The sequence below is a fragment of the Bacillus luti genome, from assembly GCF_009739945.1.
Classification (GTDB): Bacteria; Bacillota; Bacilli; order Bacillales; family Bacillaceae_G; genus Bacillus_A; species Bacillus_A luti.
The window spans coordinates 1,297,996-1,320,749 of record NZ_CP040336.1 but is presented as its reverse complement, the minus strand read 5'-3'; the positions used below and the strand labels follow the sequence as shown (position 1 = coordinate 1,320,749).

Here is a 22,754-nt window from a genome sequence, read left to right as displayed (position 1 = left end):
CTTTCCTTTACTATATCAAAAAGGCGACCACACCATGTTATCGAACTATGAATTTTTTTCGACTTGTCATCTATATATTCATGTAATAAAGAAGGCATTTATCCATACATAGCACCTTTTTCACACATATATTATAGGAAGAATTTTTTCAGTTGAGGTGTTCCTTATGGATCCATACGTCAATATATGTATTTGCATTACTCCAGGCGCCGATATTTCTGATGACCGCATTGCAAAAGATTTAGCAGTTGCAGAATCAGTTTGGCATCCGATTACTTTTCAAATTAAAGAAGTAATTATTTTAAATGAACTTTTCCGTTTTTCTGACCGTGAAATTAGTTATAAAAATTCTATTCAAAGTCAGGAAAAATTAGCATCCTTTTTCCAAACGTGTGTAAATGAAGCTCCTGAATGCGACCTTTACATTTGTTATATTGGCAGTGATTATTTCAAAGAAACAGCAGTAATTGCCTGTGCTTACTCTTTAGCAAAACAACAGCAACTTACTGGTTATATCGTTTTAACAAATTCAGCTGCTCCTATGAAAAATATATATACGCTCGCTCACGAAATCGGTCATATTTTATTTACAAGACGTGTTCACGGAAAACTTACTCACGCAGATCCTCATTCTCCAACCGGTTCGGAGCACCACCCTTCTCCAGCAAATCTTATGTATCCGATCGTACCTCGCCCTGAAAATGTCCATATTCAGTCCCTATTAACGAACGAACAAAAAGCACTCTCTTTACAAAGCTCTTTATTACAAAGAAAAAAACAGTAACTGTCATGTTACTGTTTAAAACACCTTATTAAATCAATAAACCCATTCCCGGCTGCTAGAAATACAAATAACCAACTAAACATAAATGTAATCCTTCTAAAAATCAAAATATAGTATTTCTTTGGAAATAATTTTTGTATATTCAAGGCAGCCTTTTTCTATGGAACTCCTAGTTTACACTTTTTCGTTCTTCATTTTTGAAAGACCATCGCATTAATACATATAAACTTCCATACAGAAGTAAAGGCTCTAGCATTCCCCAATATGGGTTTTGTTTCCCTAATTCCTTAAATACAAACATAATTAATAGCGGTATGATAACAGCTAATATTCCAATCCATCCAAGTATAAATGCTTCAGCAACTAACAGCACAATTAAGATAGTTCCAGCTAATATATAACTTTGCATAGTAGTTAATTGTAATACAGGTGTCCCGTACCATTTATTCATAAACATTAATAATACTAGTAATAAAATCGGTAGCAAAGCTGCTACATAAATAATGCTAAATTCTTTTATTTTGCTCTTAAATGATGACATTTTAAAAGCAAATATAATTCCTGCAACAGTAACCATTAATACAATTGGATATCCAATCAACTGCACATTCGTTAATACAAATTCATGATTAGGACTTTCAAATAAAATATTTGTAAGTAACCAATATCCACCTATCCCAATTATCATTCCTAAAATGCTCTTTATACTCCCGCTTTTATCCTTCTCCATCTCTTTCGCCAACTCTTCCGCATACTCTTTTGGTGAATCACCAAATATATCCTTTACCGTCTTTCCTTCTTTCTCACCTTCTATTAAATGAAGTTCTGCATCTTCTAAAAAGGCATCCACATCTTCTTCTTTAATCCCTTTTGTTATTAAATACACTTTCGTATCGATTAAAAACTTTTCGCCTTCTTTAGAAACCTTCATTATAACCCCTCCCTTATTTAACCGTTTCTCTTCTATTCGTCTTCATCATAATTTCAATAAAAATTAAAATAAATAAACTTCCGTATAAACATATAATTTGAAATAGCATTGGCATAAGATCTTCCGATGTAAATGCTTTAAATATGAACATTATAGAAAGTGGAATAATTAAATATAAGTTTTTAAACCACCCTTCAAAATACATATTTATAGCTACTGTGATACCAAAAATCCCACCAGCTAACATATAACTTTGCAACTCGGTGAATGTAAACATTTTGGTAGGATAGATCACATCTAATATCGTAACAACCCCCATTAAAAACATTGGCGCGATCATAACTAAAAACCACATAGAAAACCATGTTTTTGTAAAACTTGTTACGAAGGTCATTTTGCGAAGTAGAAAATTAGGACCCATAACAACCAAAATCAATGACAAACTATACCCAACGCACTGAATAAGCGACATCTGTAATAATCCGTTATTCACTATTAAGATAGAAGCAATGATCCAAAACGATACGATATTCATTACCGTAAAGCCAATTTGCTTCCACGTTTCTTGTCTATCTCTTTCCATTACTTTTACAAGTTCATTTGCATATTCTTTCGGTGAGCTTCCGAAAATTTCTTCTACGCTTTTCCCATCACTCTCCCCCTCAATTAAATGGAGTTCTGCATCTTCTATAAAATTTTCAATATCACTTTCTTTCACGCTCTTTGCCGCCAAAAATAATCTCATATCTAATAAAAACTTTCGTGCTTCATTTGATAGCATTATTTTCTTCTCCCCTTCCCCTCAAGTAGACGCTCTACACTACTTTGCATCGCTTCCCAGCGATCCATAAATTCATTTAGTGCTTCTTCGCCTTTTTCTGTTAATGTATAGTATTTTCGCTTTGGGCCAGATGGAGATTCCTTCATTACACTTGTTATTAATCCTTCCTTTTGCATACGTATCAATAACGGATAAATACTTCCCTCACTCGCCATTGTAAAGCCATGCTTCGCTAGCTTTTCACTCATTTCATAACCGTATATTTCACCTTCAGAAATAATAGCAAGTAAGCACCCTTCTAGAATTCCTTTCAGCATTTGACTTGTCGACATATTAAAATCCTCCTGCTACCTTGTTTTACAAGATAGATAAGCGTAAGTATCTTGCTTTACAACATAGTATAGCAGAGACTATTTTGCAAAACAAGATAGCTAACGATATTTTTCCAAATGTTTGCAGGAATTTTATTATATCCTCTCTAAATAGAGCAATATGCAAACTTTATTATGAAGGGATGTTTTTCGTCATGGTTACAAATCGAGTTGTCTTTTTAACAGGTGCCGCGAGTGGTATTGGTTATGAAATGGGGAATGCTTTTGCAAAAGAAGGCGCAAAAGTTGTTATTAGTGACCGACTTGAAGAGCGTGCGAAAGAAGCTGCTGAAAAATTACAAAAAGAGGGATTTCAAGCAATTGGTTTAAAATGTGATGTTACATCTGAGGAAGAAATTGCAGCAGCAATTTCTCAAACAGTTACTCATTTCGGTTCATTAGACATATTAATTAACAACGCAGGAATGCAACATGTTTCACCGATTGAAGAGTTTCCAACCGAAAAATTCGAGCTACTCATTAAAATCATGCAAATCGCTCCATTTATCGCCATTAAACATGCCTTTCCGATTATGAAAAAGCAAAAGTATGGCCGAATTATTAATGTTGCTTCCATTAATGGCCTTGTTGGATTTGCAGGAAAATCCGCCTACAATAGCGCCAAACATGGTGTAATTGGATTAACAAAAGTGGCAGCTTTAGAAGGTGCTACCGATGGTATTACTGTAAATGCCCTTTGCCCTGGTTATGTCGATACCCCTCTTGTACGTAATCAACTACAAGACTTAGCTACTACACGAAATGTACCACTTGAAAATGTTTTAGAAGATGTTATTTATCCACTTGTACCACAAAAACGCTTATTACAAGTACAAGAAATTGCTGATTATGCTATATTCTTAGCGAGCGAAAAAGCTAAAGGTATAACTGGCCAAGCTGTCGTTATCGATGGTGGTTATACTGCTCAATAAAAAATAAAGTTTGCTCACGAAGAGCAAACTTTATTTTTTATCACGAGGATCGTCGTACTTTAGTAATTGCTGTGGCAGTTTCTCTATTGCAACAGTTATCCCATCTAATTTACTTTCAATTCGATGGAGTAAATATAATGTTACAACAATCGGAAACCCTACATTACCTATCATCTTGATCCACTCTTCCATCTTTTTCTCCCCCTTTCATTATATAAATAAGAGAGACTAGTCAATTTAGGCATAAAAAAAACAAGCTATTATATATTAGCTTGTTTTTCAAACAATGATGCAATTTCTCTCTTATAATCTCCACGTATAATACCTTTCTCAGTAATAATACCTGTAATTAATTCATTCGGCGTTACATCAAATGCAGGATTATAAACATCAACTCCAATTGGTGCTACTTGTTTCCCAAAGATTTTCGTAACTTCTGTTTCATCTCTCTCTTCAATAACAATTTCAGTTCCAGTTTCTTTCTTAATATCAAATGTAGATAACGGAGCTGCAACATAAAATGGGATATCGAAATACTTTGCTAATATAGCTAAATTCATTGTTCCGATTTTATTTGCGGTATCTCCATTTGCCACAATTCGATCTGCTCCTACGATAATCGCATTAATTTCTTTCGTACGGATTGCATGAGCTGCCGTATTATCTGTAATAAGCGTTACATCAATTTCCGCTTGCTTCAACTCCCAAGTCGTTAAACGTCCACCTTGTAAAACGGGTCTCGTTTCACACGCATACGCATGTAAACGTACACCTTTTTCTTTCCCAATATAAAACGGTGCTAATGCAGTACCATATCTAGCAGTTGCGATACTTCCAGCGTTACAAATTGTTAAAATGTTATCACCGTCTGTAAAACATGTTAACGCATATTCCCCAATGCTCCGGCATACCGCTTCATCTTCTTGCTGAATGAGAAGTGCTTCTTCTTCTAATATTTTTTGCGCTTCTTTTATTGTAGTAATCTCTCGAATAGATTCTCTCATACGATCGATTGCCCAAAATAAATTCACTGCCGTCGGGCGTGATGTTCCTAAATAATTACAATCTCTATTAAATTTCTTTTGAAATTCTTCCAAATGCATAGTGTTATATTTTTTTGATGCAAGCGCCAAGCCAAATGCAGCTACAATTCCAATTGCAGGTGCTCCGCGTACTTCTAGCATTACAATACTTTTCCAAACCTCTTCAATCGTCGTTAACGTTTTGTATTCTGTGCTATGCGGCAACTTTGTTTGATTTAATACTGCAATTGCATCACCTTTCCAACTGACAGATCTCGGAATAGTAACAATTGTACTCATGCTTTTACTCCTCCAGAAACTGTCTGCTGAAATAATGTTCGAAACAGTTGAATATCAGCGCTCTTAGATTCATATTTTATTAGTTCTTTACCTAAGGATAGCGCTTGTTTCTTAGCTTGAATTCTCGTTTCTTTATTTGCTATTTCATCTAAATCAGCTACATGTGCTAAGCCAATTGTTCTTCGGATAATCTCACATCCTGCAAATCCGACAGCATCAGTAAAGATATTTTGCAAAATAATCGGTATCCACTGTTTTTCTTTCGTATATGCTTCTACGCCTTCTCCAATCCATAACTTCGTAAAAGTTTCTACAAAATAACTCCATGTCTTTTCTATATGGAAAAATAGTACACTTCTCTTTTCTTCTTCTCTAGATAGAGCATTTACTAATAAATTTGCAATAAATTGACCAATGTCAAATCCAAATGGACCGTATGTTGCAAATTCTGGATCAATCACTTTCGTCTCAGAAGGTGATGAAAAAATACTACCAGTATGTAAATCACCATGAATAAGCGCTTCTTTTCTCGTTAAAAATTTATATTTATATTGCGCTACTTTTAGTTTTAAAGTTTTATCACTCCAAAGTTCATCAACAGTTAGTTGTAACTCCGGCTCATAATCATTTGTATCGTAATGGCCAAACGGATCTGTAAACACTAAATCTTCTGTAATTTTACAAAGGTCTGGATTTACAAATGCACCTTCTAGTATCCTTTTTTCTTCTGACTCTAACCCGAAATCTGAAGTATAAAACAAAACATTTGCTAGAAAACGACCAATATGTTGGGATAAAAGTGGATACTCCTCTCCATCTATTAATCCTTTTCTTGTAATTGTTAGCCGTGATAAATCTTCTATGACTGTTACCGCTAATTCTTCATCATGACTATACACTACCGGCACATATTCAGGCACATACTTCGCAAAAATTTGCAGTGCCTTACTTTCAATCGTTGCTCTTTTTATAGACAATGGCCAGCTCTCACCAACTACTTTCGCATATGGCAACGCTTGTTTTATTATAATCGACTTCACTCCATCATCTAATTTGAACACGTAATTTAAATTTCCATCTCCAATTTCATGACAAACTACATTCGCTTTCTTTTCAAAATAGCCATGTTCTTTCGCATATTGTACAGCAGTTACTTCTGTTAATGAATAATATCCCATCGTTTTCTCCCCCTTTTTTAATTCAGAGGTTTTTCTAGCATAAGAAAAACCTCTTTCCACAAAGAAAGAGGTTTGAAGTTTATCTTCTCCCCTCTTATCTACCAGAAAGTATACTTTCTGCTGGAATTAGCACCGTGCCTTTTGGCGTCGTAAATATACGCCCCATTTCACAATGGTATTACGGTCGGTTGCTGGGCTTCATCGGGCCAAATCCCTCCACCTGCTCTTGATAAGAGTTGTATAATTTTTTGAATTTTTAACTTTATGTTGAAGACTATACCAAGAATAAAAATCACTTGTCAATATTTTATTTATATAATTCTGGACGACGATCCGCAAAAACTGGAATCCCTTTACGAACCTCTTGAATTTTCTCGAATGTAAGCTCTCCAAACAAAATGGATTCCTCTTGATTTGCCTCTACCACAACTTCACCCCAAGGATCCACAATTAAAGAATGACCTGCAAATTCATTATTCGGATCTTTTCCTGCCCGATTACACGCAACAACATAACATTGGTTTTCAACTGCTCTTGCTTGCAGCAGCAAGCGCCAATGTGCTAAACGTACTAATGGCCATTCTGCTACAACAAATAAAACTTCTGCCCCTCGAACAGTATGAACGCGCATCCACTCTGGAAAACGAATATCATAACAAATTGTGCCGGCGCATTCTACATCATCTAGCTTAAATTCGCCTGTACTATTTCCAGCGACTAAATATTTATGTTCATCCATCAGCTGAAATAAATGCACTTTACTATATTCATTGACTAGATCTCCTTCTTTGTTTACAACATACATTGTATTTGTAACACCTTGTTCTGTTTGCTTCGCTATGGAACCACCAACAATATGTACCCCATATTGTTTCGACCATTTTTTCAACGTTTCTTTCGTTTCTACTCCGTCCTTATCTGCAATTTCAGAAAGTCTCGTTAAATCATATCCTGTCGTCCATAGTTCTGGTAAGACGATAACATCTGGTCTTTCCTTCATCGCTTCACTTATTTTATTTTTAGCGTTTTCAATATTTTTTTCTACATCTCCAAAGACAATATCCATTTGAATACATGCGACTTTCATTTTGTCAGCCCCATTCTCATTTTTTTCTTTACAAAATACTGGAAAGATTATATCATTTGTCACTAGAATTGTAACAACTTTCAAAAGAGGTGGAAAGTATGAAATTATTTCAACCTTCTGAGATAGTAACATCATTGCCTACACAATTTTTCGCTTCACTTGTTGCAAAAGTTAACAAGGTCGTTGCAGCTGGTCACGATGTTATTAATCTAGGTCAAGGTAATCCAGATCAACCAACCCCGCAGCATATCGTAAAAGCTTTACAAGATGCTGCAGAAAAGACCATTCATCATAAATATCCGCCATTTCGCGGACACGAGAGCTTAAAAGAAGCCGTGGCAACATTCTATCAACGTGAATATGATGTAGTAGTAAATCCAAAAACTGAAGTTGCTATTTTGTTTGGTGGAAAGGCTGGATTAGTAGAATTACCAATGTGTTTTACAAACCCTGGTGATACTATTCTCGTTCCAGATCCAGGCTATCCAGATTATTTATCAGGAGTTGCTTTAGCAAAAGCACAATTTAAAACAATGCCGCTTATTGCAGAAAATAAATTTTTACCAGATTACACGAAAATTGATGATACTATCGCTGAGCGTGCAAAGTTAATGTTTTTAAACTATCCAAACAATCCTACTGGTGCTACTGCATCAAAAGATTTTTTTGATGAAACCATTCATTTTGCTAATAAACATAATATATTAGTTGTTCATGATTTTGCTTACGGCGCTATTGGGTTTGATGATCAAAAGCCGGTTAGTTTCTTACAAGCAGACGGTGCCAAAGATACAGGAATTGAAATTTATACTTTATCAAAAACTTTCAATATGGCTGGATGGCGTATTGCTTTTGCAGTAGGGAATGAAAGTGTTATCGAAACAATTAACTTATTACAAGATCATATGTATGTTAGTATTTTTGGTGCAGTTCAAGATGCTGCTCGTGAAGCACTATTAAGTTCACAGTCTTGTGTAGTAGATCTTGTAAATAGTTACGAATCCCGGAGAAACGCTCTTATTTCAGCTTGTCACTCAATTGGTTGGAATGTAGATATTCCAACCGGATCATTCTTTGCATGGCTTCCTGTACCAGAAGGTTACACATCTGAGCAATTTTCTGATATTTTACTAGAAAAAGCACACGTCGCAGTTGCTCCTGGTATTGGGTTTGGCGAGCACGGCGAAGGGTATGTCCGCGTTGGTCTCTTGCATACAGAAGATAGATTACGAGAAGCCATTAATCGAATTGATAAATTAAATTTTTTCAAAAAGCCATTGACAACATAAAAAATATCTGACAAAATTCAGTTATCTTAAAAATTTAAACATTTCTAAATACTTCTTATCAAGAGCAGGTGGAGGGACGAGCCCGACGAAACCCGGCAACCGATCTACAATCGTAGACACGGTGCTAATTCTCGCAGCATTATGCTGACAGATAAGGAGCTGGTTGTAAAAAAACCTCTCCTTAGCTGAGAGGTTTTTTTATTTAACTAGGAGGTTATAACAATGAGCGGAATAATAGCGACGTATTTAATCCATGATGGTTCACATAACTTAGAAAAAAAAGCTGAGCAAATTGCACTCGGTTTAACAATTGGCTCTTGGACTCATTTGCCACACTTATTACAAGAACAATTAAAGCAGCATAAAGGCAATGTCATTCATGTTGAGGAATTAGATGAACAAGAACATATCAATTCGTATCTAGGTAAAAAAGTAAAACGCGGGGTTATTAAAATCGAATACCCGTTATTAAATTTCAGTCCAGACTTACCAGCGATTTTAACAACTACATTCGGAAAACTATCACTTGATGGTGAAGTGAAATTGATTGATTTAACTTTTTCAGATGAGTTAAAAAAGCATTTTCCTGGTCCTAAGTTCGGTATAGATGGTATTCGAAACCTTTTACAAGTGTATGACCGTCCTCTTTTAATGAGTATTTTTAAAGGCATGATTGGGCGAAATATTGGATATTTAAAAACTCAATTACGTGATCAAGCAAGTGGTGGTGTGGATATCGTAAAAGATGATGAAATTTTATTTGAGAATGCATTAACACCACTAACGAAGCGAATTGTATCTGGAAAAGAAGTTTTACAATCCGTATATGAAACATACGGCCATAAAACGCTATATGCCGTAAATTTAACAGGACGAACTTTTGACTTAAAAGAAAATGCGAAACGCGCAGTGCAAGCTGGGGCTGATATTCTATTATTTAACGCATTCGCTTATGGACTAGATGTACTGCAATCACTTGCAGAAGATGATGAAATTTCAGTTCCTATTATGGCACACCCTGCTGTAAGTGGTGCTTATTCAGCCTCACAGTTATATGGAATCTCATCTCCATTATTACTTGGAAAGCTGCTTCGTTATGCTGGGGCTGATTTTTCATTATTCCCATCTCCATATGGAAGTGTTGCGCTAGAAAAAGAAGAAGCTCTTGCCATCTCAAAACATTTAACTGAAGATGATGCATTTTTCAAGAAGAGTTTTTCTGTTCCGTCTGCTGGCATTCATCCTGGTTTCGTTCCCTTTATTCTACGGGATTTTGGTAAAGATGTTGTTATTAATGCTGGCGGCGGGATACACGGACATCCAAATGGAGCGCAAGGCGGCGGGATAGCATTCCGTACTGCAATTGAAGCTACTTTGCAAGGAAAACCACTCCATGAAGTAGACGACATAAATTTGCATAGCGCACTACAAATATGGGGAAATCCCTCACATGAGGTGAAATTATGAGTATTCAAGTGTTTTGTGATTTCGATGGTACGATTACAAATAACGATAATATCATGTCCATTATGGAAAAATTCGCACCACCAGAAGCAGAAGAAGTAAAGAATAGAATTTTATCACAAGAGCTTACTATTCAAGAAGGTGTTTCTCAATTATTTCAATTGCTACCTACTAATTTGCAGAATGAAATAATTCAGTTTTTAATAGAAACTGCCGAAATTCGTACTGGATTTCATGAATTTATACAATTTGTAAATGAAAATAATATTTCTTTTTACGTTATATCAGGTGGGATGGATTTTTTCGTCTATCCACTCTTACAAGGGATCATTCCAAAAGAGCAAATTTACTGTAATGAAACAGACTTTTCAGCAGAATTTATTACAGTTAATTGGCCTCATCCTTGTGATGAGCATTGTCAAAACCATTGCGGGTTATGTAAATCGTCACTAATCCGTAAATTAAGTGATACAAATGATTTTCACATTGTAATTGGAGATTCTATTACTGATTTACAAGCAGCGAAACAAGCTGATAAAGTGTTTGCTCGCGACTTCCTTATTACAAAGTGTGAAGAAAATCATATTGCTTATACACCCTTTGGAACATTTCACGATGTTCTAGCTGAATTAAAACATTTGTTGGAGGTGAAATTATGAAACAACTTTTTCGTCAATGGTATGACTTAAGCGAGATTAAAAAAGAGTTAACAACACGAAATTGGTTTCCAGCAACAAGTGGGAATATTTCTATAAAAGTTAGTCATGAGCCACTTACTTTTCTTATTACCGCAAGCGGTAAAGACAAAACAAAAACTACTCCAGATGATTTTCTGTTAGTAGATCATCTAGGGGTTCCCGTATTAGATACCGAATTACGCCCTTCAGCAGAAACAATATTGCATACACATATTTATAACAATACGAATGCCGGGTGCGTACTTCATGTTCATACAACTGATAACAATGTCATCACAAATTTATATAGTGATGCAGTCACACTTCAAAATCAAGAAATTATTAAAGCCCTTGATATTTGGGAAGAAGGTGCAACAATTCACATTCCTATTATCGAAAACCATGCCCATATCCCAACGCTCGGAGAAAATTTCCGAAAGCATATACAAGGAGATTCGGGAGCAGTATTAATCCGTAATCATGGTATTACCGTATGGGGTCGAGATAGCTTTGATGCAAAGAAAAGATTAGAAGCTTATGAGTTTTTATTCCAATTTCATATAAAACTATTATCAATTCAAGGAGGCGTTTCTAATGGCGCAAATTCGTATTCATGAAGTAAATACTCGCATTGAAAATGAGGTGGAAGTATCAAAATTTCTACAAGAAGAAGGCGTTTTATATGAGAAATGGAATATTTCTAAACTTCCTACTCATTTAAATGAAAATTATTCGTTAACAGATGAAAACAAAGCTGAAATATTAGCAGTGTTTTCAAAAGAAATCGCTGATGTTTCAGCGCGTCGAGGTTATAAAGCACATGATGTAATTTCACTTTCAAGTAGTACACCCAACCTTGACGAATTGTTAATTAATTTCCAAAAAGAACACCATCATACTGATGATGAAGTCCGCTTTATTGTCAGTGGTCATGGCATCTTTGCTATTGAAGGCAAAGATGGGATATTCTTTGACGTTGAACTTGAGCCAGGCGATCTAATCTCTGTTCCTGAAAATGCAAGACATTATTTTACCTTGCAAGATGATCGCCAAGTTGTAGCTATCCGTATTTTTGTTACAACTGAAGGCTGGGTTCCAATCTATTAAGGTAGCTAGTTGAATAAAAGGACATGGACCCCCTTTTCCAACCTTTTATTCACTCTACATATATACATCCTCCTATAGAACAGACTTATTTCATTTTTTGAAATAAGTCTGATTTTTTATTCACTCAAAAATCTCTTTCTTTCCTTTTTAAGGTGGAATTACCCTCTTCGATTTTTTAACACTTTTCGAACATTTATTGAACTTTTTTTGAACTTTTTCTGAAAATTCTGTTTTATGTGTGATATACTACAATTACTAATAAGGAAAATAATATTGCAAACAGAGGGGGATAATCATGAGTATACTTATCGCACTTATACTAGGAGTTTCATGCGGAGCTATTCCTGTTATTTTAGGAGCTATTATGGAAGAATTAGAAGTTGGCGTTTTAGGTTTTGTGGCATCTTGTGTAAGCGCTTTATTTTTTGGTTTATTCGGAGCTATTCCTGTTTCAATTCTGTGTGCATTTTATATATTACGCCATGCTCGTACAAAACAATTTGGTCCTAATCACCTCGCGCAAGTGATTCCATTCCCGATTGAGCGATGCCGCCGGGCTTCCAACTTATAATGATAAAAATTAAATATATCTAAATAAATAAAAGTCCTCAAATGAGGACTTTTATTTATTTTCTTCTAGGAATTGAAATAATTCTTGTAAATGAAGTGCATCTTCACTATAGCTAACGGATACATAACATGTCCCTTCAATCTCAGCATGCATATAAAGGGAAATACCATCCCGATCATATTTCAGTGCCAAATAAAACTCCATTTCCTCTAACATCTTTTTCGAAGTTCGTATAACATAATGGCTCTTCTCATCTCTTCCATATTCGAAATTTGGTTCAAAATCATATTTTTGTTTAAAAGCTTCTTTTTGCTTATCATTAATCGGCACACAAGTTGTTCGCTGCACAGTATCAATAATTTCGTCAAACTTTTGAAGGTCCATCTTGTTTACCCCCTGATGTATTTTTTGTATAACACTTGTGTTCCACTATCCTCTTCTCCATCTTTAATTAACTCATCATACAATTCCTTCGCCAAGCTTAAACCTGGTACTGGTAATTGTAATTTTTCAGCCTCATCTAAAGCAATCTTCATATCTTTCATAAAATGTTTCACATAAAATCCTGGTTCAAAATCTCCCTTTAACATGCGAGGAGCTAAATTACTTAATGACCAACTACCTGCTGCACCCGTTGAAATGCTCTCTAATACTTTATCTGGATCTAGTCCAGCCCTTTTCGCGTAAGCAACAGCCTCACATACTCCTATCATGTTAGAAGCAATCGCAATTTGATTACACATTTTTGTATGTTGTCCACTACCAGCTGGCCCTTGCAACTGAATATTTGTTCCTAGTTTTTCAAATAATGGTAAACATCTATCATATATTTCTTTCTCTCCACCGACCATAATTGCGAGTCTAGCCTCTTTAGCACCAACATCTCCTCCAGATACAGGTGCATCCAGTGTATATACATTCTTTCTTTTACCAACTTCATTGATACGTTTTGCCAATGTTGGAGTAGATGTTGTAAAATCAATTGCTATCGTGCCTTCATTTGCATTCTCTAAAATTCCATCTATCCCAAAATATACTTCTTCTACATCATGTGGATATCCAACCATAGTCATTACAACATCAACTTGCTTCACTAACTCTTTCGGTGTATCACACCAATTAGCACCATCTTGCACTAAAGAATCTGTCTTCGCTTTTGTTCTATTGTATACATATACTGTATGACCTTCTTGCATTAAATGATGAACCATACTTTTTCCCATTACACCAATACCGATAAAACCTATTGATAAAATTTTGTTTTCCATATTCTTATCCCCTTTGCTCTAATAAATCACTTACCATCTTCCGAAACTCTTTATTAAAATCATCATCCATACTATTTTTCACATTTGAAAATAAAATAACAAAAGTCCCTTTTTCTTTATTAAAATTATTGAAAGTATTCCAACCAGATAGTACACCATGATTATGAAAATAATCCGGATATATATAAAAGCTAAATGCATATTTCCGTTCTGCTGAAGGTGAAAACATCGCTTGTATACTTTGTTCAGAGAGAAGTTTCCCATTTATAATCGCTTCGTCTAATTTCTTCATATCTCCAACTGTCGTATACATCTCACCACAACCATATAACCAATCCATTGATAATTTTTGTGCAGGTTCAAGTACATTGTCTTTCTTTACATACCCTTTAGTAAAATGCTGATCACCTGGAGTCGTATTTCCCATACCAGATTCATGCATTTCGGCTTTAGTAAATATATTTTCTTTTATGTAATCTCCTAAAGTTTTTTTTGATATGCTTTCTATAATATAGGCAAGCACCATATAATTATAATCTGTATATCTCCAACCCTCCCCTGGCTGAAACGCTAATTTTTGACTTCCAATCCAATTTACTAAGTTTATACGGGAAGACGCATTCACTTTCCCTTCCCCTTTTTCTGGTAAACCTGATGTGTGCGTTAACAAATGATATAAAGTGATATTTTTATCTGCTGGAAAAGAAGGTATATATTTGTTTACATTATCTTGAATATTTAACTTTCCTTGTTCCTGCAGCTGTAAAATAGATGTAGCAACAACTGTTTTCGTAATAGAACCGATACGATATTTTGTTTGAGGCGTATTCTGTATTTTATTTTGAATATCAGCATATCCATATCCTTTATTCAATATAACACGCTCTTTATCAGTTACTAAAACTGTTCCATTAAATTGCTTTCCTATTAAATACTGATCTAACTTTTGAGATATACTGGCATAATCAATTTGTTGTTCTTTTTCTTCTATATTCTCTTGTACTTCTGATTCAATAGTAGGATTCACCTTAGTGGTTAATAAAGTGCTTTCCTTTATATTGGGATTATAGAGAAAATAGTATACTCCACCACAAACTACAGCAGACAGTGAGGCCATTATCATTATTTTTTTTATCATGTTGTTCCTCCATAATTCCTTCGTTCAAAGTGCCCCCATATTCTATTATCAAACAATAAAAAAAAATCGCAACAATTTGTTGCGAAAAATTACATTTTTTCTTTTCTATACACACATACTTGATTTTTTCCATTTTTTTTCGCTTCATATAATGCAATATCCGCTCTTTGCATTAATTCTTCCTTTGTAATCCCTTTTTCATATAACGCAACTCCAAAACTCGCTGTTAATTTCGAAATTCCAGAGAATTGCTTTGTTTCAATGAAAAATCGTAGTGACTCCGCAACTTGAAATGCTTCTTTTTCTACTGTATCTGTCACTAATATAATAAATTCTTCGCCACCCCACCTTGCAAATACATGTTGATGCTCCACTTTAGATTTCATAAGCTCTGCAAGCTGAATTAATGCTAAATCACCAAAATCATGACCATACGTGTCATTTACTTTTTTAAAATTATCTATATCAAATAAAATAAGTGCTATGTTTTCATTGTTACGCATCGCATTATCCCATTCTGCCTCTAGTATTTGTTGGAATTTCAAACGATTATAAATTTCTGTTAACGAATCTATCATAGCAAGCCTTTCTTGTTCTTGATAGATTTCATCTAATTCTGTAATCTCTGTACACTTTACAATAAATCTCGATAAATCTTCTGGCAATGGTGTCGCACGTAATAAAAAAGTTGATACGATCCCTTCATAATTGGACATCTTAATTCTTCTATCATATGATAATGTATCATCTAGCCATGTTATATCATGAGTCGTCGAATAGTATCCATTTTCTCTAATAAAATGTTCAGCAAATACTAAATGTTGCTCACGATAGGCAAACAAATTTTCATATCCGAAAAATGCTAAAAAATTCGTATTACAATCAACAATCTCATCGTCTTCTACTATGAATAATAGGTCATTTTGAAAATCAAACATCGTTTGAAGTAGTTCTTGTTGCAAACTTACTTGTCGTACTAAAGAAAGCTGATACAAACTCTTATTTACTTCCTCTAACACCATTTGTGGAGTCACAGGGGCTATCACGATATTACGTATTCCTAACGTAAGCACCTCTGCAAACTCGCTTGTTATCTGTTGATCCCAAATGACAATGAATGTACTATGCGGATTATACATATTCTTTATATATTTTATTTGAGAAAAATCCGTTACATACATAATTACAATATGCGGCCTAGTCTTATGAAACAATACTTCTCCTTCTTCAAAACTATTTGCTATAAACATACATTTTGGATGGATATTTTCTATCGTTTGTTGATGTGTGCACCCATTTTCTATATAAAGGACATTTAACTGAAGATCTTGTAATACATTTTGGAAAACCGTATTCTCTAATAAAAAATGTAGTATGTTCATCACTAGTCTTCACTCACTTCATATATCTTGTTCTACTGAATTCCTCACAAATATTTTATAATACCAAACATATTAATTAATGAGGGATACACGTTAACAAGCTAATTGAGAATGTTCTCTTTTCTTTTTTGACTCTACAAATTCCTTTTTTAGTGTATGATTATTGGAATTGTATCGTTTGTATGAATGCCCTAGCTTACCCTTTAAAACTTGACAATTAAAATACAGATATTATATTCTTAAGTTCGATAACTTACAAAATGTAAGTAGAATATATTTGATATATAATTCGGAGGATATATAATGACAAACGACAACTTTTTTAACGTTCTATATGAACGCACATCTACACGTGCATTCAATCCTGAAAAAGAAATTTCATCTTCAGAGTTACACGAAATTTTAAAAGCAGCTGCCCAAGCACCTTCTGCTTGGAATTTACAACACTGGAAATTCCTCGTTTTCCAAGGCGAAGATGTACAAAAACGATTGCACCCAGTTGCTTATAACCAACAACAAATTCTTGATGCTTCTGCAGTAGTTGCCATTTTAGGTGATTTAGAAGCTTATAAAAATGTTGAACCAGTATATGGTCCAATTGTAGAACAAGGGTTTATGAAAGAAGAAGCAAAAGAACGTTTAGCTAATAATATTGAATCTGCATATGCTCGTGAACAATTCCCAAGAGATGCTGCCTTTTCAAACGCATCTTTAGCAGCAATGCAACTTATGCTTGCAGCTAAAGCAACTGGCTGGGATACTTGTGCTATTGGTGGGTTCAATCCTCAAGCACTTACAGAAGAATTCAATGTTTCATCTCGATACGTACCAATTATGCTTATTACAATTGGTGAATCAACTTTAAAAGGCCATCCTGCCCCACGAATGAGCGTAGAACAAGTGAGTGAATGGGCGAAATAATAAAGTGAAACTTTAATCAGTGGGGTTCCCTACTAATTATTAGCCTTCACTAATCGGACAGTTATCTCCCAACAAATAGCGGGATAAAAACGAAGGTAATTTCATTACCTTCGTTTTTTTATATTCTGTTACACATCCGTAATATTAATATGGATTATTCAGCATCTACACATATAGAAACAGTAAAACTTACGCCATTCTTATATACATATATGGCGTTTCATGTCGAAATTTGTTAAAACAATGAAATATAACCGTGTGTTTTTGTTACAATTATGATACAATGATAACAAATAGATAACAAGAGAGGGATTTTCATTGAGTTCATACGGAAGCTTTATCGCACTTTTAAGTTACATAGTGACTGTACTACTTCTATATTTTATTGGCGATGCTGCAAACATATCAGTGTTACAATTCCCAAAAGAAGAAGCGTTCCAATTAGAAGCAGAAAAACATACTGCTCGATCCATTGCACCATTACTGTTAGCTCTTCCTGTATATATTATCGTTTTATATAAAAGCAAAAAAGTGTAAAGACTAATTCATTCATTTTGGTGGTCTTTACACTTTTTTTATGATATTTGTCCTATTTTAAACATCATTCCGTACTAAATACCCAGCTAGTCTTTTAAAATGAGAAAATACCCTAGAAAAAATTCCACTCTCTGTCCAGTCACTCACTACCGAACTTACATAGATTATAAGTGTGAAGGGGGTGATGAGGATTATGTTTGGATCATTTGGATGCTGTGATAACTTTAGAGACTGTCATCATCATGAAAGAGAGTGCAGACATCATGAGAAAGAGAAAGAGAAAGAAGTAGTTAGACCACAACAACCAGCTGTATGTAACGTACTTGCTAGCATTTCAGTTGGAACAGAGCTTTCTCTTTTAAGCATTAGAGGTAACGGCACTTTCAACAATGTAATTTTTGAAGGTTTCGCTAACGGTGTTGCTCTTTTCTCTGCTTTAGCTCGTAATAACGATAACAAAGATAACAATAAAGACGATAAGAACAACCAAAATCGAAATACTTTTACTGGTATTTTACGTGTATGCCCAACTGACATCGTTGCTATCGCTATCTAATTCTGTCCCTTATCCTCTATAGTAAGAAAATAAGATTTACTTTTCTCATAGAAAAAACCTGAGACCGATTTCAAATCGACTCAGGTTTTTTTATTGATTATATGCTTTTAACTAGTTCAACAACTTCTTCAGCAGTTGACATCATTAATGCTTTTTCTGCTAATGTTTCCATTTCTGCTTTTGACAACTTGCTTAGTTGTGTTCTTGCAGGAAGAATAGATGTTGCACTCATACTGAACTCATCTAAACCTAATCCTAATAATAATGGGATAGCAAGTGAATCTCCCGCCATCTCACCACACATACCAGCCCATTTGCCTTCTTTATGAGCAGCATCGATAACCATTTTTACAAGACGTAAAATTGATGGGTTATATGGTTGGTATAAGTAAGATACTTGTTCGTTCATACGGTCTGCAGCCATTGTATACTGGATTAAATCATTCGTTCCGATAGAGAAGAAATCAACTTCTTTTGCGAATTGATCCGCTAATACTGCTGAAGCTGGGATTTCAACCATCATACCAACTTCAATAGAATCAGAAACAGTAGTACCCGCTTCTACAAGTTTCGCTTTCTCTTCTAATAAGATTGCTTTCGCTTGACGGAACTCATCAAGAGTTGCAATCATTGGGAACATAATTTTTAAGTTACCGTATACGCTAGCACGAAGTAATGCACGAAGTTGTGTACGGAACACATCTTGCTCATCAAGACATAAGCGAATTGCACGGTATCCTAAGAATGGGTTCATTTCTTTTGGTAAATGTAAGTATGGAAGCTCTTTATCTCCACCGATGTCAAGTGTACGAACAACGACTGGTTGACCTTCTTTTACACCTTCAAGAACTGCTTTATACGCTTCGAACTGTTCTTCTTCTGTTGGAAGATTGTCACGGCCCATGTATAAGAATTCTGTACGGTATAAACCAACGCCTTCTCCGCCATTATCGATAATACCTTGTACATCATTTGGTGTTCCGATATTTGCAACAAGCTCAACGTGATGTCCATCGCTTGTTACAGTAGCTTGGTCTTTTAATTTAGCCCATTCAGTTTTTTGCTCTTCAAATTTCGCTTTCTTTTCTTCAAAAGAACGAAGAGTTTCTTCAGATGGGTTTACAATTACTTCTCCATCTAAACCGTCAATGATAACGATATCGCCGTTTTGGATTTTCTCCATAACAACTTTCGTACCAACAACAGCAGGAATTTCCATAGAACGAGCCATAATTGCAGAGTGAGATGTACGTCCACCGATATCAGTTGTGAAACCTTTTGCATACTTACGGTTTAACTGAGCTGTATCAGATGGTGTTAAATCTTCAGCAATAATGATTACTTCTTCAGAAATTGTACCAGGATTTGAGAAGTTAATTCCTAGTAAATGTGCAAGAACGCGTTTTGTTACGTCACGAATGTCCGCAGCACGTTCTTTCATATATTCGTTATCCATGTTCTCAAACATAGAAATGAACATTGATGCAACTTCATCCATTGCAAATTCAGCATTTACTTTTTCACTATTTACTTTATCTTTTACTGGGTTTACTAATTCTGGATCATTTAACACTAATAAATGTGCTTCAAAGATCGCAGCTTTATCAGCACCTAGCTCAGCAAAAGCGTGGTCCTTAATAGCTTCTAATTCAGTTTTTGCTTTCTCAAGCGCAGCGTCTAAGCGTGCAATTTCTGCAGCTTCGTTTGTAATTGATTTCTTTTCAATGTTAAATTCAGGATTCTCAAGTCTGAAAGCCTTTGCAATCGCAATCCCACTTGATGCAGCGATCCCTTGAATGTTAAGAGTCATTATTCTCCTAATCCTTCGTTTTTCATAGTTTCTTCGATAGCTGCTAGTGCTTGAGCTGCATCATCACCATTTGCAGTGATTTTAATTTCTGCGTTTTGTTGAATGCCTAAAGACATAACGCCCATGATTGATTTTAAGTTAACGTTCTTTCCGTTATACTCTAAGTTAATGTCAGAACCAAATTTGCTTGCAGTGTTTACAAGTAGAGTTGCTGGACGAGCATGAATTCCTGAGTCGCTAGTTACTTTAAAGATTTTTTCCATGATAATTTATCTCCTTTAAATTACGTATTTTTTTAGTTGTATAGACGTGAGTACTACATCATCTATTGTATATAATAGGCGATGTTCGGTCAACCACATCGCCTATTATAATTATAAACATTTTGCGTCAAATTCCTACTGAATGTCAATAATAGCGTTTTCGCCCTTCTTAACATTTCCATCTTTTTTCAATTCAACTTGTTGTCCTTGTTCTAAATTCGTAAAGACAATAGGTGTAATGATAGATGGTGCATTTTCTTTTACAAATGCAAGATCCACTTTTAATAATGGTTGTCCTTGTTTCACTTTATCACCTTGTGCTACAAGTGCTTCAAAACCTTCACCATTTAATTTTACAGTATCAATACCGAAGTGGATTAAAATTTCTTTTCCGCCTTCAGATTGAATACCAATCGCATGCTTTGTAGGGAATACGTTAACAATCTCACCGTTAACTGGAGAAACTACTGTTCCTTCCGTTGGTTCAATTGCGAATCCGTCTCCCATCATTTTTCCTGAGAATACTTGATCAGGTACTTCTGTAATCGGTAAGATTTTTCCTTCAATTGGTGAAACGATTGTTTCGTTTTCATCAACTTTTTGAGGAGCTTCCTCTACTTTTACAGGCTCTTCTTTTTCAACATGAGGTGTACGACCTGACATAATATCATGAATTTGTGATTTTAATGTGTCAGATTTCGGTCCAAAGATTGCTTGAATGTTATTTCCAACTTCAAGTACACCAGCTGCTCCAAGCTCTTTTAAACGATCTTTGTTTACATTCTTTTGTTCGTTAACTTGAACACGTAAACGAGTAATACAAGCGTCTAAAGAAGCAATGTTTTCTTTACCACCAAGTGCCACTAATACTTCACGAGGAAGTTCACCAGCTTCTGTTTTTCCTGCGCCGTCATTTGCATTTGCTACTTCACGACCAGGTGTTTTTAAATCCCATTTACGGATTGCAAAGCGGAATCCGAAGTAGTAAATAACTGCTAGTACAAGACCAACAATAATTACCCACCACCATGCTGTACGGCCTGGTAGTACACCGAATAACATAAAGTCGATTAAACCACCAGAGAATGTCATACCAATTTTAACACCTAAAATTTGCATTGTCATAAATGATAGACCAGCGAATACCGCGTGAATTCCGAATAGTACTGGTGCTACGAATAAGAATGAAAATTCAAGTGGCTCTGTAATACCTGTTAAGAAAGATGTTAATGCAGCAGAACCTAAAATACCAGCTGCTAATTTTTTGTTTTCTGGACGTGCTTCATGGTACATTGCTAAAGCTGCTGCTGGAAGACCGAACATCATGAACGGATACTTACCAGTTGTAAATGTACCTGCTGTTAATTCTACACCATCTTTTAACTGTGCCATAAAGATTTTTTGGTCACCACGGATTAATTCGCCAGCTGCATTTGTATACTGACCGAATTCGAACCAGAATGGTGAATAGAAAATGTGATGTAGTCCAAATGGAATTAATGAACGTTCAATTAAACCGAAAATAAATGCTGCTAACGTTCTATTTGCATCAATCATTTGATGTGAGAACGTATTTAAGCCACCTTGAATGTATGGCCAAACGAAACACATGATAATACCGACTACTAATGAGAATGTTGCAGTTGCGATCGGTACGAAACGCTTACCTGCAAAGAAACCTAAGTATGATGGTAATTCAATATTGAAGTATTTATTGTAACAATATGCCGCTACTATACCGACGATAATACCACCAAATACTCCTGTTTGCAGTGTTGGAATTCCTAATACATTGGCATATGCAGGATCGGCAAATCCAATCTTCACTGGATCTGCTCCAGAACTTGTTACTTTCACTAACTTATCTACTTCTAAGAACACACTCATCGTTTTGTTCATAATTAAGTAGCCGACGAACGCTGCTAAACCTGCTACTCCGTCTCCACCAGCTAAACCAATTGCTACCCCAACTGCGAATAATAATGCAAGGTTAGCGAAAATAATATCACCAGATTGTTCCATAATTTTGGCAACCATTACGAACCAATCTGCTTTTAAAGCAGGAATAACATTTGTTAACTGTGGATTTTGAAACGCATTACCAAATCCAAGTAAAATACCTGCTGCCGGTAAAATCGCTACTGGAAGCATAAGCGCTTTTCCGACTTTTTGAAGAACACCAAAGATCTTCTTAAACATGGAAACCCTTCCTCTCTTATCTATATTGATACTTTTCGACAAACGCCAAAAAGGCATGAGGAAAAAAAGATAGAACGATAGCTATACAAAGGGTAGTATATCCCTTTCTCTAGCTTACATTCCTTACTTTTCTCCACTCATGCCTGATCGAATCAGTAACACGTGTCAAAAATAGGTTTACGTATA

Annotated in this window: 25 protein-coding genes, 1 pseudogene and 2 riboswitches; of the genes and pseudogenes, 11 read left to right on the top strand and 15 right to left on the bottom strand. The window is 35.2% G+C overall.

The genetic code is table 11. The features are described 5' to 3' along the window. Nucleotides 1–166: 166 nt before the first annotated feature. Nucleotides 167–784: an ImmA/IrrE family metallo-endopeptidase gene (locus EUC40_RS06930; protein ID WP_071713137.1), complete on the top strand. Its 618-nt coding sequence runs from the start codon at nucleotides 167–169 to the stop codon at nucleotides 782–784. 8 nt (nucleotides 785–792) lie between these two features. On the opposite strand, the pseudogene EUC40_RS27170 reads toward EUC40_RS06930, so the two are convergent. The 4 genes and pseudogenes from EUC40_RS27170 to EUC40_RS06915 all read right to left on the bottom strand — a co-directional run. Next, nucleotides 793–921: pseudogene (locus EUC40_RS27170) on the bottom strand (DNA-binding protein); the annotation flags it as partial. A 32-nt stretch (nucleotides 922–953) separates the two neighbouring features. Beyond that, nucleotides 954–1,715: a DUF1129 domain-containing protein gene (locus tag EUC40_RS06925; protein WP_071713136.1), complete on the bottom strand. Its 762-nt coding sequence runs from the start codon at nucleotides 1,713–1,715 to the stop codon at nucleotides 954–956. Between the two features lie 13 nt (nucleotides 1,716–1,728). Next, nucleotides 1,729–2,496 carry a DUF1129 domain-containing protein gene (locus tag EUC40_RS06920; protein ID WP_156574211.1) on the bottom strand — a complete coding sequence of 256 codons (768 nt, stop codon included), beginning with the start codon at nucleotides 2,494–2,496 and terminating at the stop codon, nucleotides 1,729–1,731. Beyond that, complete coding sequence (locus tag EUC40_RS06915) at nucleotides 2,496–2,828, bottom strand: PadR family transcriptional regulator (protein ID WP_156574209.1); 333 nt, start codon at nucleotides 2,826–2,828, stop codon at nucleotides 2,496–2,498. Before EUC40_RS06915 ends, EUC40_RS06920 begins: the two co-directional genes overlap by 1 nt. Nucleotides 2,829–3,022: 194 nt before the next feature. Between EUC40_RS06915 and EUC40_RS06910 the strand changes: the two genes are divergently transcribed. Beyond that, nucleotides 3,023–3,799 carry a 3-hydroxybutyrate dehydrogenase gene (locus EUC40_RS06910; protein ID WP_071713134.1) on the top strand — a complete coding sequence of 259 codons (777 nt, stop codon included), beginning with the start codon at nucleotides 3,023–3,025 and terminating at the stop codon, nucleotides 3,797–3,799. 30 nt (nucleotides 3,800–3,829) lie between these two features. Here the strand turns inward: EUC40_RS06910 and EUC40_RS06905 are convergent, their stop codons facing one another. From EUC40_RS06905 to EUC40_RS06890, 4 genes are all read right to left on the bottom strand, one after another. Beyond that, a complete protein-coding gene (locus EUC40_RS06905) occupies nucleotides 3,830–3,991 on the bottom strand; it encodes a YvrJ family protein (protein ID WP_000393325.1) in 162 nt (53 codons plus the stop codon). A gap of 68 nt (nucleotides 3,992–4,059) precedes the next feature. Beyond that, nucleotides 4,060–5,121, bottom strand: a complete 1,062-nt coding sequence (mtnA, locus tag EUC40_RS06900) for an S-methyl-5-thioribose-1-phosphate isomerase (RefSeq protein WP_156574207.1) — start codon at nucleotides 5,119–5,121, stop codon at nucleotides 4,060–4,062. After that, on the bottom strand, nucleotides 5,118–6,299 hold the full coding sequence (mtnK, locus tag EUC40_RS06895) for an S-methyl-5-thioribose kinase (protein WP_156574205.1): 1,182 nt from the start codon (nucleotides 6,297–6,299) through the stop codon (nucleotides 5,118–5,120). The genes mtnA and mtnK overlap by 4 nt, the downstream gene beginning before the upstream one ends. Before the next feature lie 91 nt (nucleotides 6,300–6,390). Further along, a riboswitch (SAM riboswitch) is annotated at nucleotides 6,391–6,535 on the bottom strand. Nucleotides 6,536–6,606: 71 nt separating this feature from the next. Next, on the bottom strand, nucleotides 6,607–7,470 hold the full coding sequence (locus tag EUC40_RS06890) for a carbon-nitrogen family hydrolase (protein WP_156576919.1): 864 nt from the start codon (nucleotides 7,468–7,470) through the stop codon (nucleotides 6,607–6,609). A 14-nt stretch (nucleotides 7,471–7,484) separates the two neighbouring features. On the opposite strand from EUC40_RS06890, the gene EUC40_RS06885 reads away from it, so the two are divergent. From EUC40_RS06885 to EUC40_RS06860, 6 genes are all read left to right on the top strand, one after another. Beyond that, a complete protein-coding gene (locus EUC40_RS06885; RefSeq protein WP_156574203.1) occupies nucleotides 7,485–8,675 on the top strand; it encodes a pyridoxal phosphate-dependent aminotransferase in 1,191 nt (396 codons plus the stop codon). A gap of 52 nt (nucleotides 8,676–8,727) precedes the next feature. Then, nucleotides 8,728–8,833, top strand: a riboswitch (SAM riboswitch). 64 nt (nucleotides 8,834–8,897) lie between these two features. Then, entirely contained in the window at nucleotides 8,898–10,142 is a 1,245-nt protein-coding gene (gene mtnW / locus EUC40_RS06880; RefSeq protein WP_156574201.1) for a 2,3-diketo-5-methylthiopentyl-1-phosphate enolase, read from the top strand. Next, nucleotides 10,139–10,798, top strand: a complete 660-nt coding sequence (locus EUC40_RS06875) for a 2-hydroxy-3-keto-5-methylthiopentenyl-1-phosphate phosphatase (protein ID WP_071713129.1) — start codon at nucleotides 10,139–10,141, stop codon at nucleotides 10,796–10,798. Before mtnW ends, EUC40_RS06875 begins: the two co-directional genes overlap by 4 nt. Beyond that, nucleotides 10,795–11,433, top strand: a complete 639-nt coding sequence (locus EUC40_RS06870; protein ID WP_071713128.1) for a methylthioribulose 1-phosphate dehydratase — start codon at nucleotides 10,795–10,797, stop codon at nucleotides 11,431–11,433. Before EUC40_RS06875 ends, EUC40_RS06870 begins: the two co-directional genes overlap by 4 nt. After that, nucleotides 11,411–11,923: a 1,2-dihydroxy-3-keto-5-methylthiopentene dioxygenase gene (locus tag EUC40_RS06865; protein ID WP_000057320.1), complete on the top strand. Its 513-nt coding sequence runs from the start codon at nucleotides 11,411–11,413 to the stop codon at nucleotides 11,921–11,923. The genes EUC40_RS06870 and EUC40_RS06865 overlap by 23 nt, the downstream gene beginning before the upstream one ends. Before the next feature lie 295 nt (nucleotides 11,924–12,218). Beyond that, nucleotides 12,219–12,494 carry a hypothetical protein gene (locus EUC40_RS06860; RefSeq protein ID WP_000025444.1) on the top strand — a complete coding sequence of 92 codons (276 nt, stop codon included), beginning with the start codon at nucleotides 12,219–12,221 and terminating at the stop codon, nucleotides 12,492–12,494. A 51-nt stretch (nucleotides 12,495–12,545) separates the two neighbouring features. Here EUC40_RS06860 and EUC40_RS06855 read toward each other — a convergent pair whose 3' ends face one another. The 4 genes from EUC40_RS06855 to EUC40_RS06840 all read right to left on the bottom strand — a co-directional run bounded on the left by EUC40_RS06855 (nucleotide 12,546) and on the right by EUC40_RS06840 (nucleotide 16,282). Further along, nucleotides 12,546–12,878, bottom strand: coding sequence for a DUF3909 family protein (locus EUC40_RS06855; protein WP_156574199.1), 333 nt, complete (start codon nucleotides 12,876–12,878; stop codon nucleotides 12,546–12,548). A gap of 5 nt (nucleotides 12,879–12,883) precedes the next feature. Beyond that, nucleotides 12,884–13,762 (bottom strand): NAD(P)-dependent oxidoreductase, encoded by an 879-nt coding sequence (locus tag EUC40_RS06850; RefSeq protein ID WP_071713126.1) that lies wholly within the window; start codon nucleotides 13,760–13,762, stop codon nucleotides 12,884–12,886. Nucleotides 13,763–13,766: 4 nt separating this feature from the next. Further along, on the bottom strand, nucleotides 13,767–14,900 hold the full coding sequence (locus EUC40_RS06845; RefSeq protein WP_156574197.1) for a serine hydrolase domain-containing protein: 1,134 nt from the start codon (nucleotides 14,898–14,900) through the stop codon (nucleotides 13,767–13,769). Nucleotides 14,901–14,989: 89 nt separating this feature from the next. Further along, on the bottom strand, nucleotides 14,990–16,282 hold the full coding sequence (locus EUC40_RS06840; RefSeq protein WP_156576918.1) for a GGDEF domain-containing protein: 1,293 nt from the start codon (nucleotides 16,280–16,282) through the stop codon (nucleotides 14,990–14,992). Between the two features lie 303 nt (nucleotides 16,283–16,585). Here EUC40_RS06840 and EUC40_RS06835 point away from each other — a divergent pair, with 303 nt between their 5' ends. The 3 genes from EUC40_RS06835 (at nucleotide 16,586) to EUC40_RS06825 (ending at nucleotide 18,296) form a co-directional block, all read left to right on the top strand. After that, nucleotides 16,586–17,203, top strand: coding sequence for a nitroreductase family protein (locus EUC40_RS06835; protein WP_071713123.1), 618 nt, complete (start codon nucleotides 16,586–16,588; stop codon nucleotides 17,201–17,203). A 318-nt stretch (nucleotides 17,204–17,521) separates the two neighbouring features. After that, nucleotides 17,522–17,740 (top strand): hypothetical protein, encoded by a 219-nt coding sequence (locus EUC40_RS06830; protein WP_000100490.1) that lies wholly within the window; start codon nucleotides 17,522–17,524, stop codon nucleotides 17,738–17,740. A 193-nt stretch (nucleotides 17,741–17,933) separates the two neighbouring features. Beyond that, nucleotides 17,934–18,296, top strand: a complete 363-nt coding sequence (locus EUC40_RS06825) for a DUF3915 domain-containing protein (protein WP_071713122.1) — start codon at nucleotides 17,934–17,936, stop codon at nucleotides 18,294–18,296. Between the two features lie 97 nt (nucleotides 18,297–18,393). Here EUC40_RS06825 and ptsP read toward each other — a convergent pair whose 3' ends face one another. The 3 genes from ptsP to ptsG all read right to left on the bottom strand — a co-directional run bounded on the left by ptsP (nucleotide 18,394) and on the right by ptsG (nucleotide 22,568). After that, the gene (gene ptsP, locus EUC40_RS06820; protein ID WP_000174216.1) at nucleotides 18,394–20,106 is read right to left on the bottom strand and encodes a phosphoenolpyruvate--protein phosphotransferase; all 1,713 of its coding nucleotides are present in this window, start codon (nucleotides 20,104–20,106) and stop codon (nucleotides 18,394–18,396) included. Next, nucleotides 20,106–20,369: a phosphocarrier protein HPr gene (gene ptsH, locus EUC40_RS06815; RefSeq protein WP_000411080.1), complete on the bottom strand. Its 264-nt coding sequence runs from the start codon at nucleotides 20,367–20,369 to the stop codon at nucleotides 20,106–20,108. Before ptsH ends, ptsP begins: the two co-directional genes overlap by 1 nt. 135 nt (nucleotides 20,370–20,504) lie before the next feature. Next, nucleotides 20,505–22,568, bottom strand: a complete 2,064-nt coding sequence (ptsG, locus tag EUC40_RS06810; RefSeq protein WP_071713121.1) for a PTS glucose transporter subunit IIABC — start codon at nucleotides 22,566–22,568, stop codon at nucleotides 20,505–20,507. Nucleotides 22,569–22,754 lie beyond the last annotated feature (186 nt).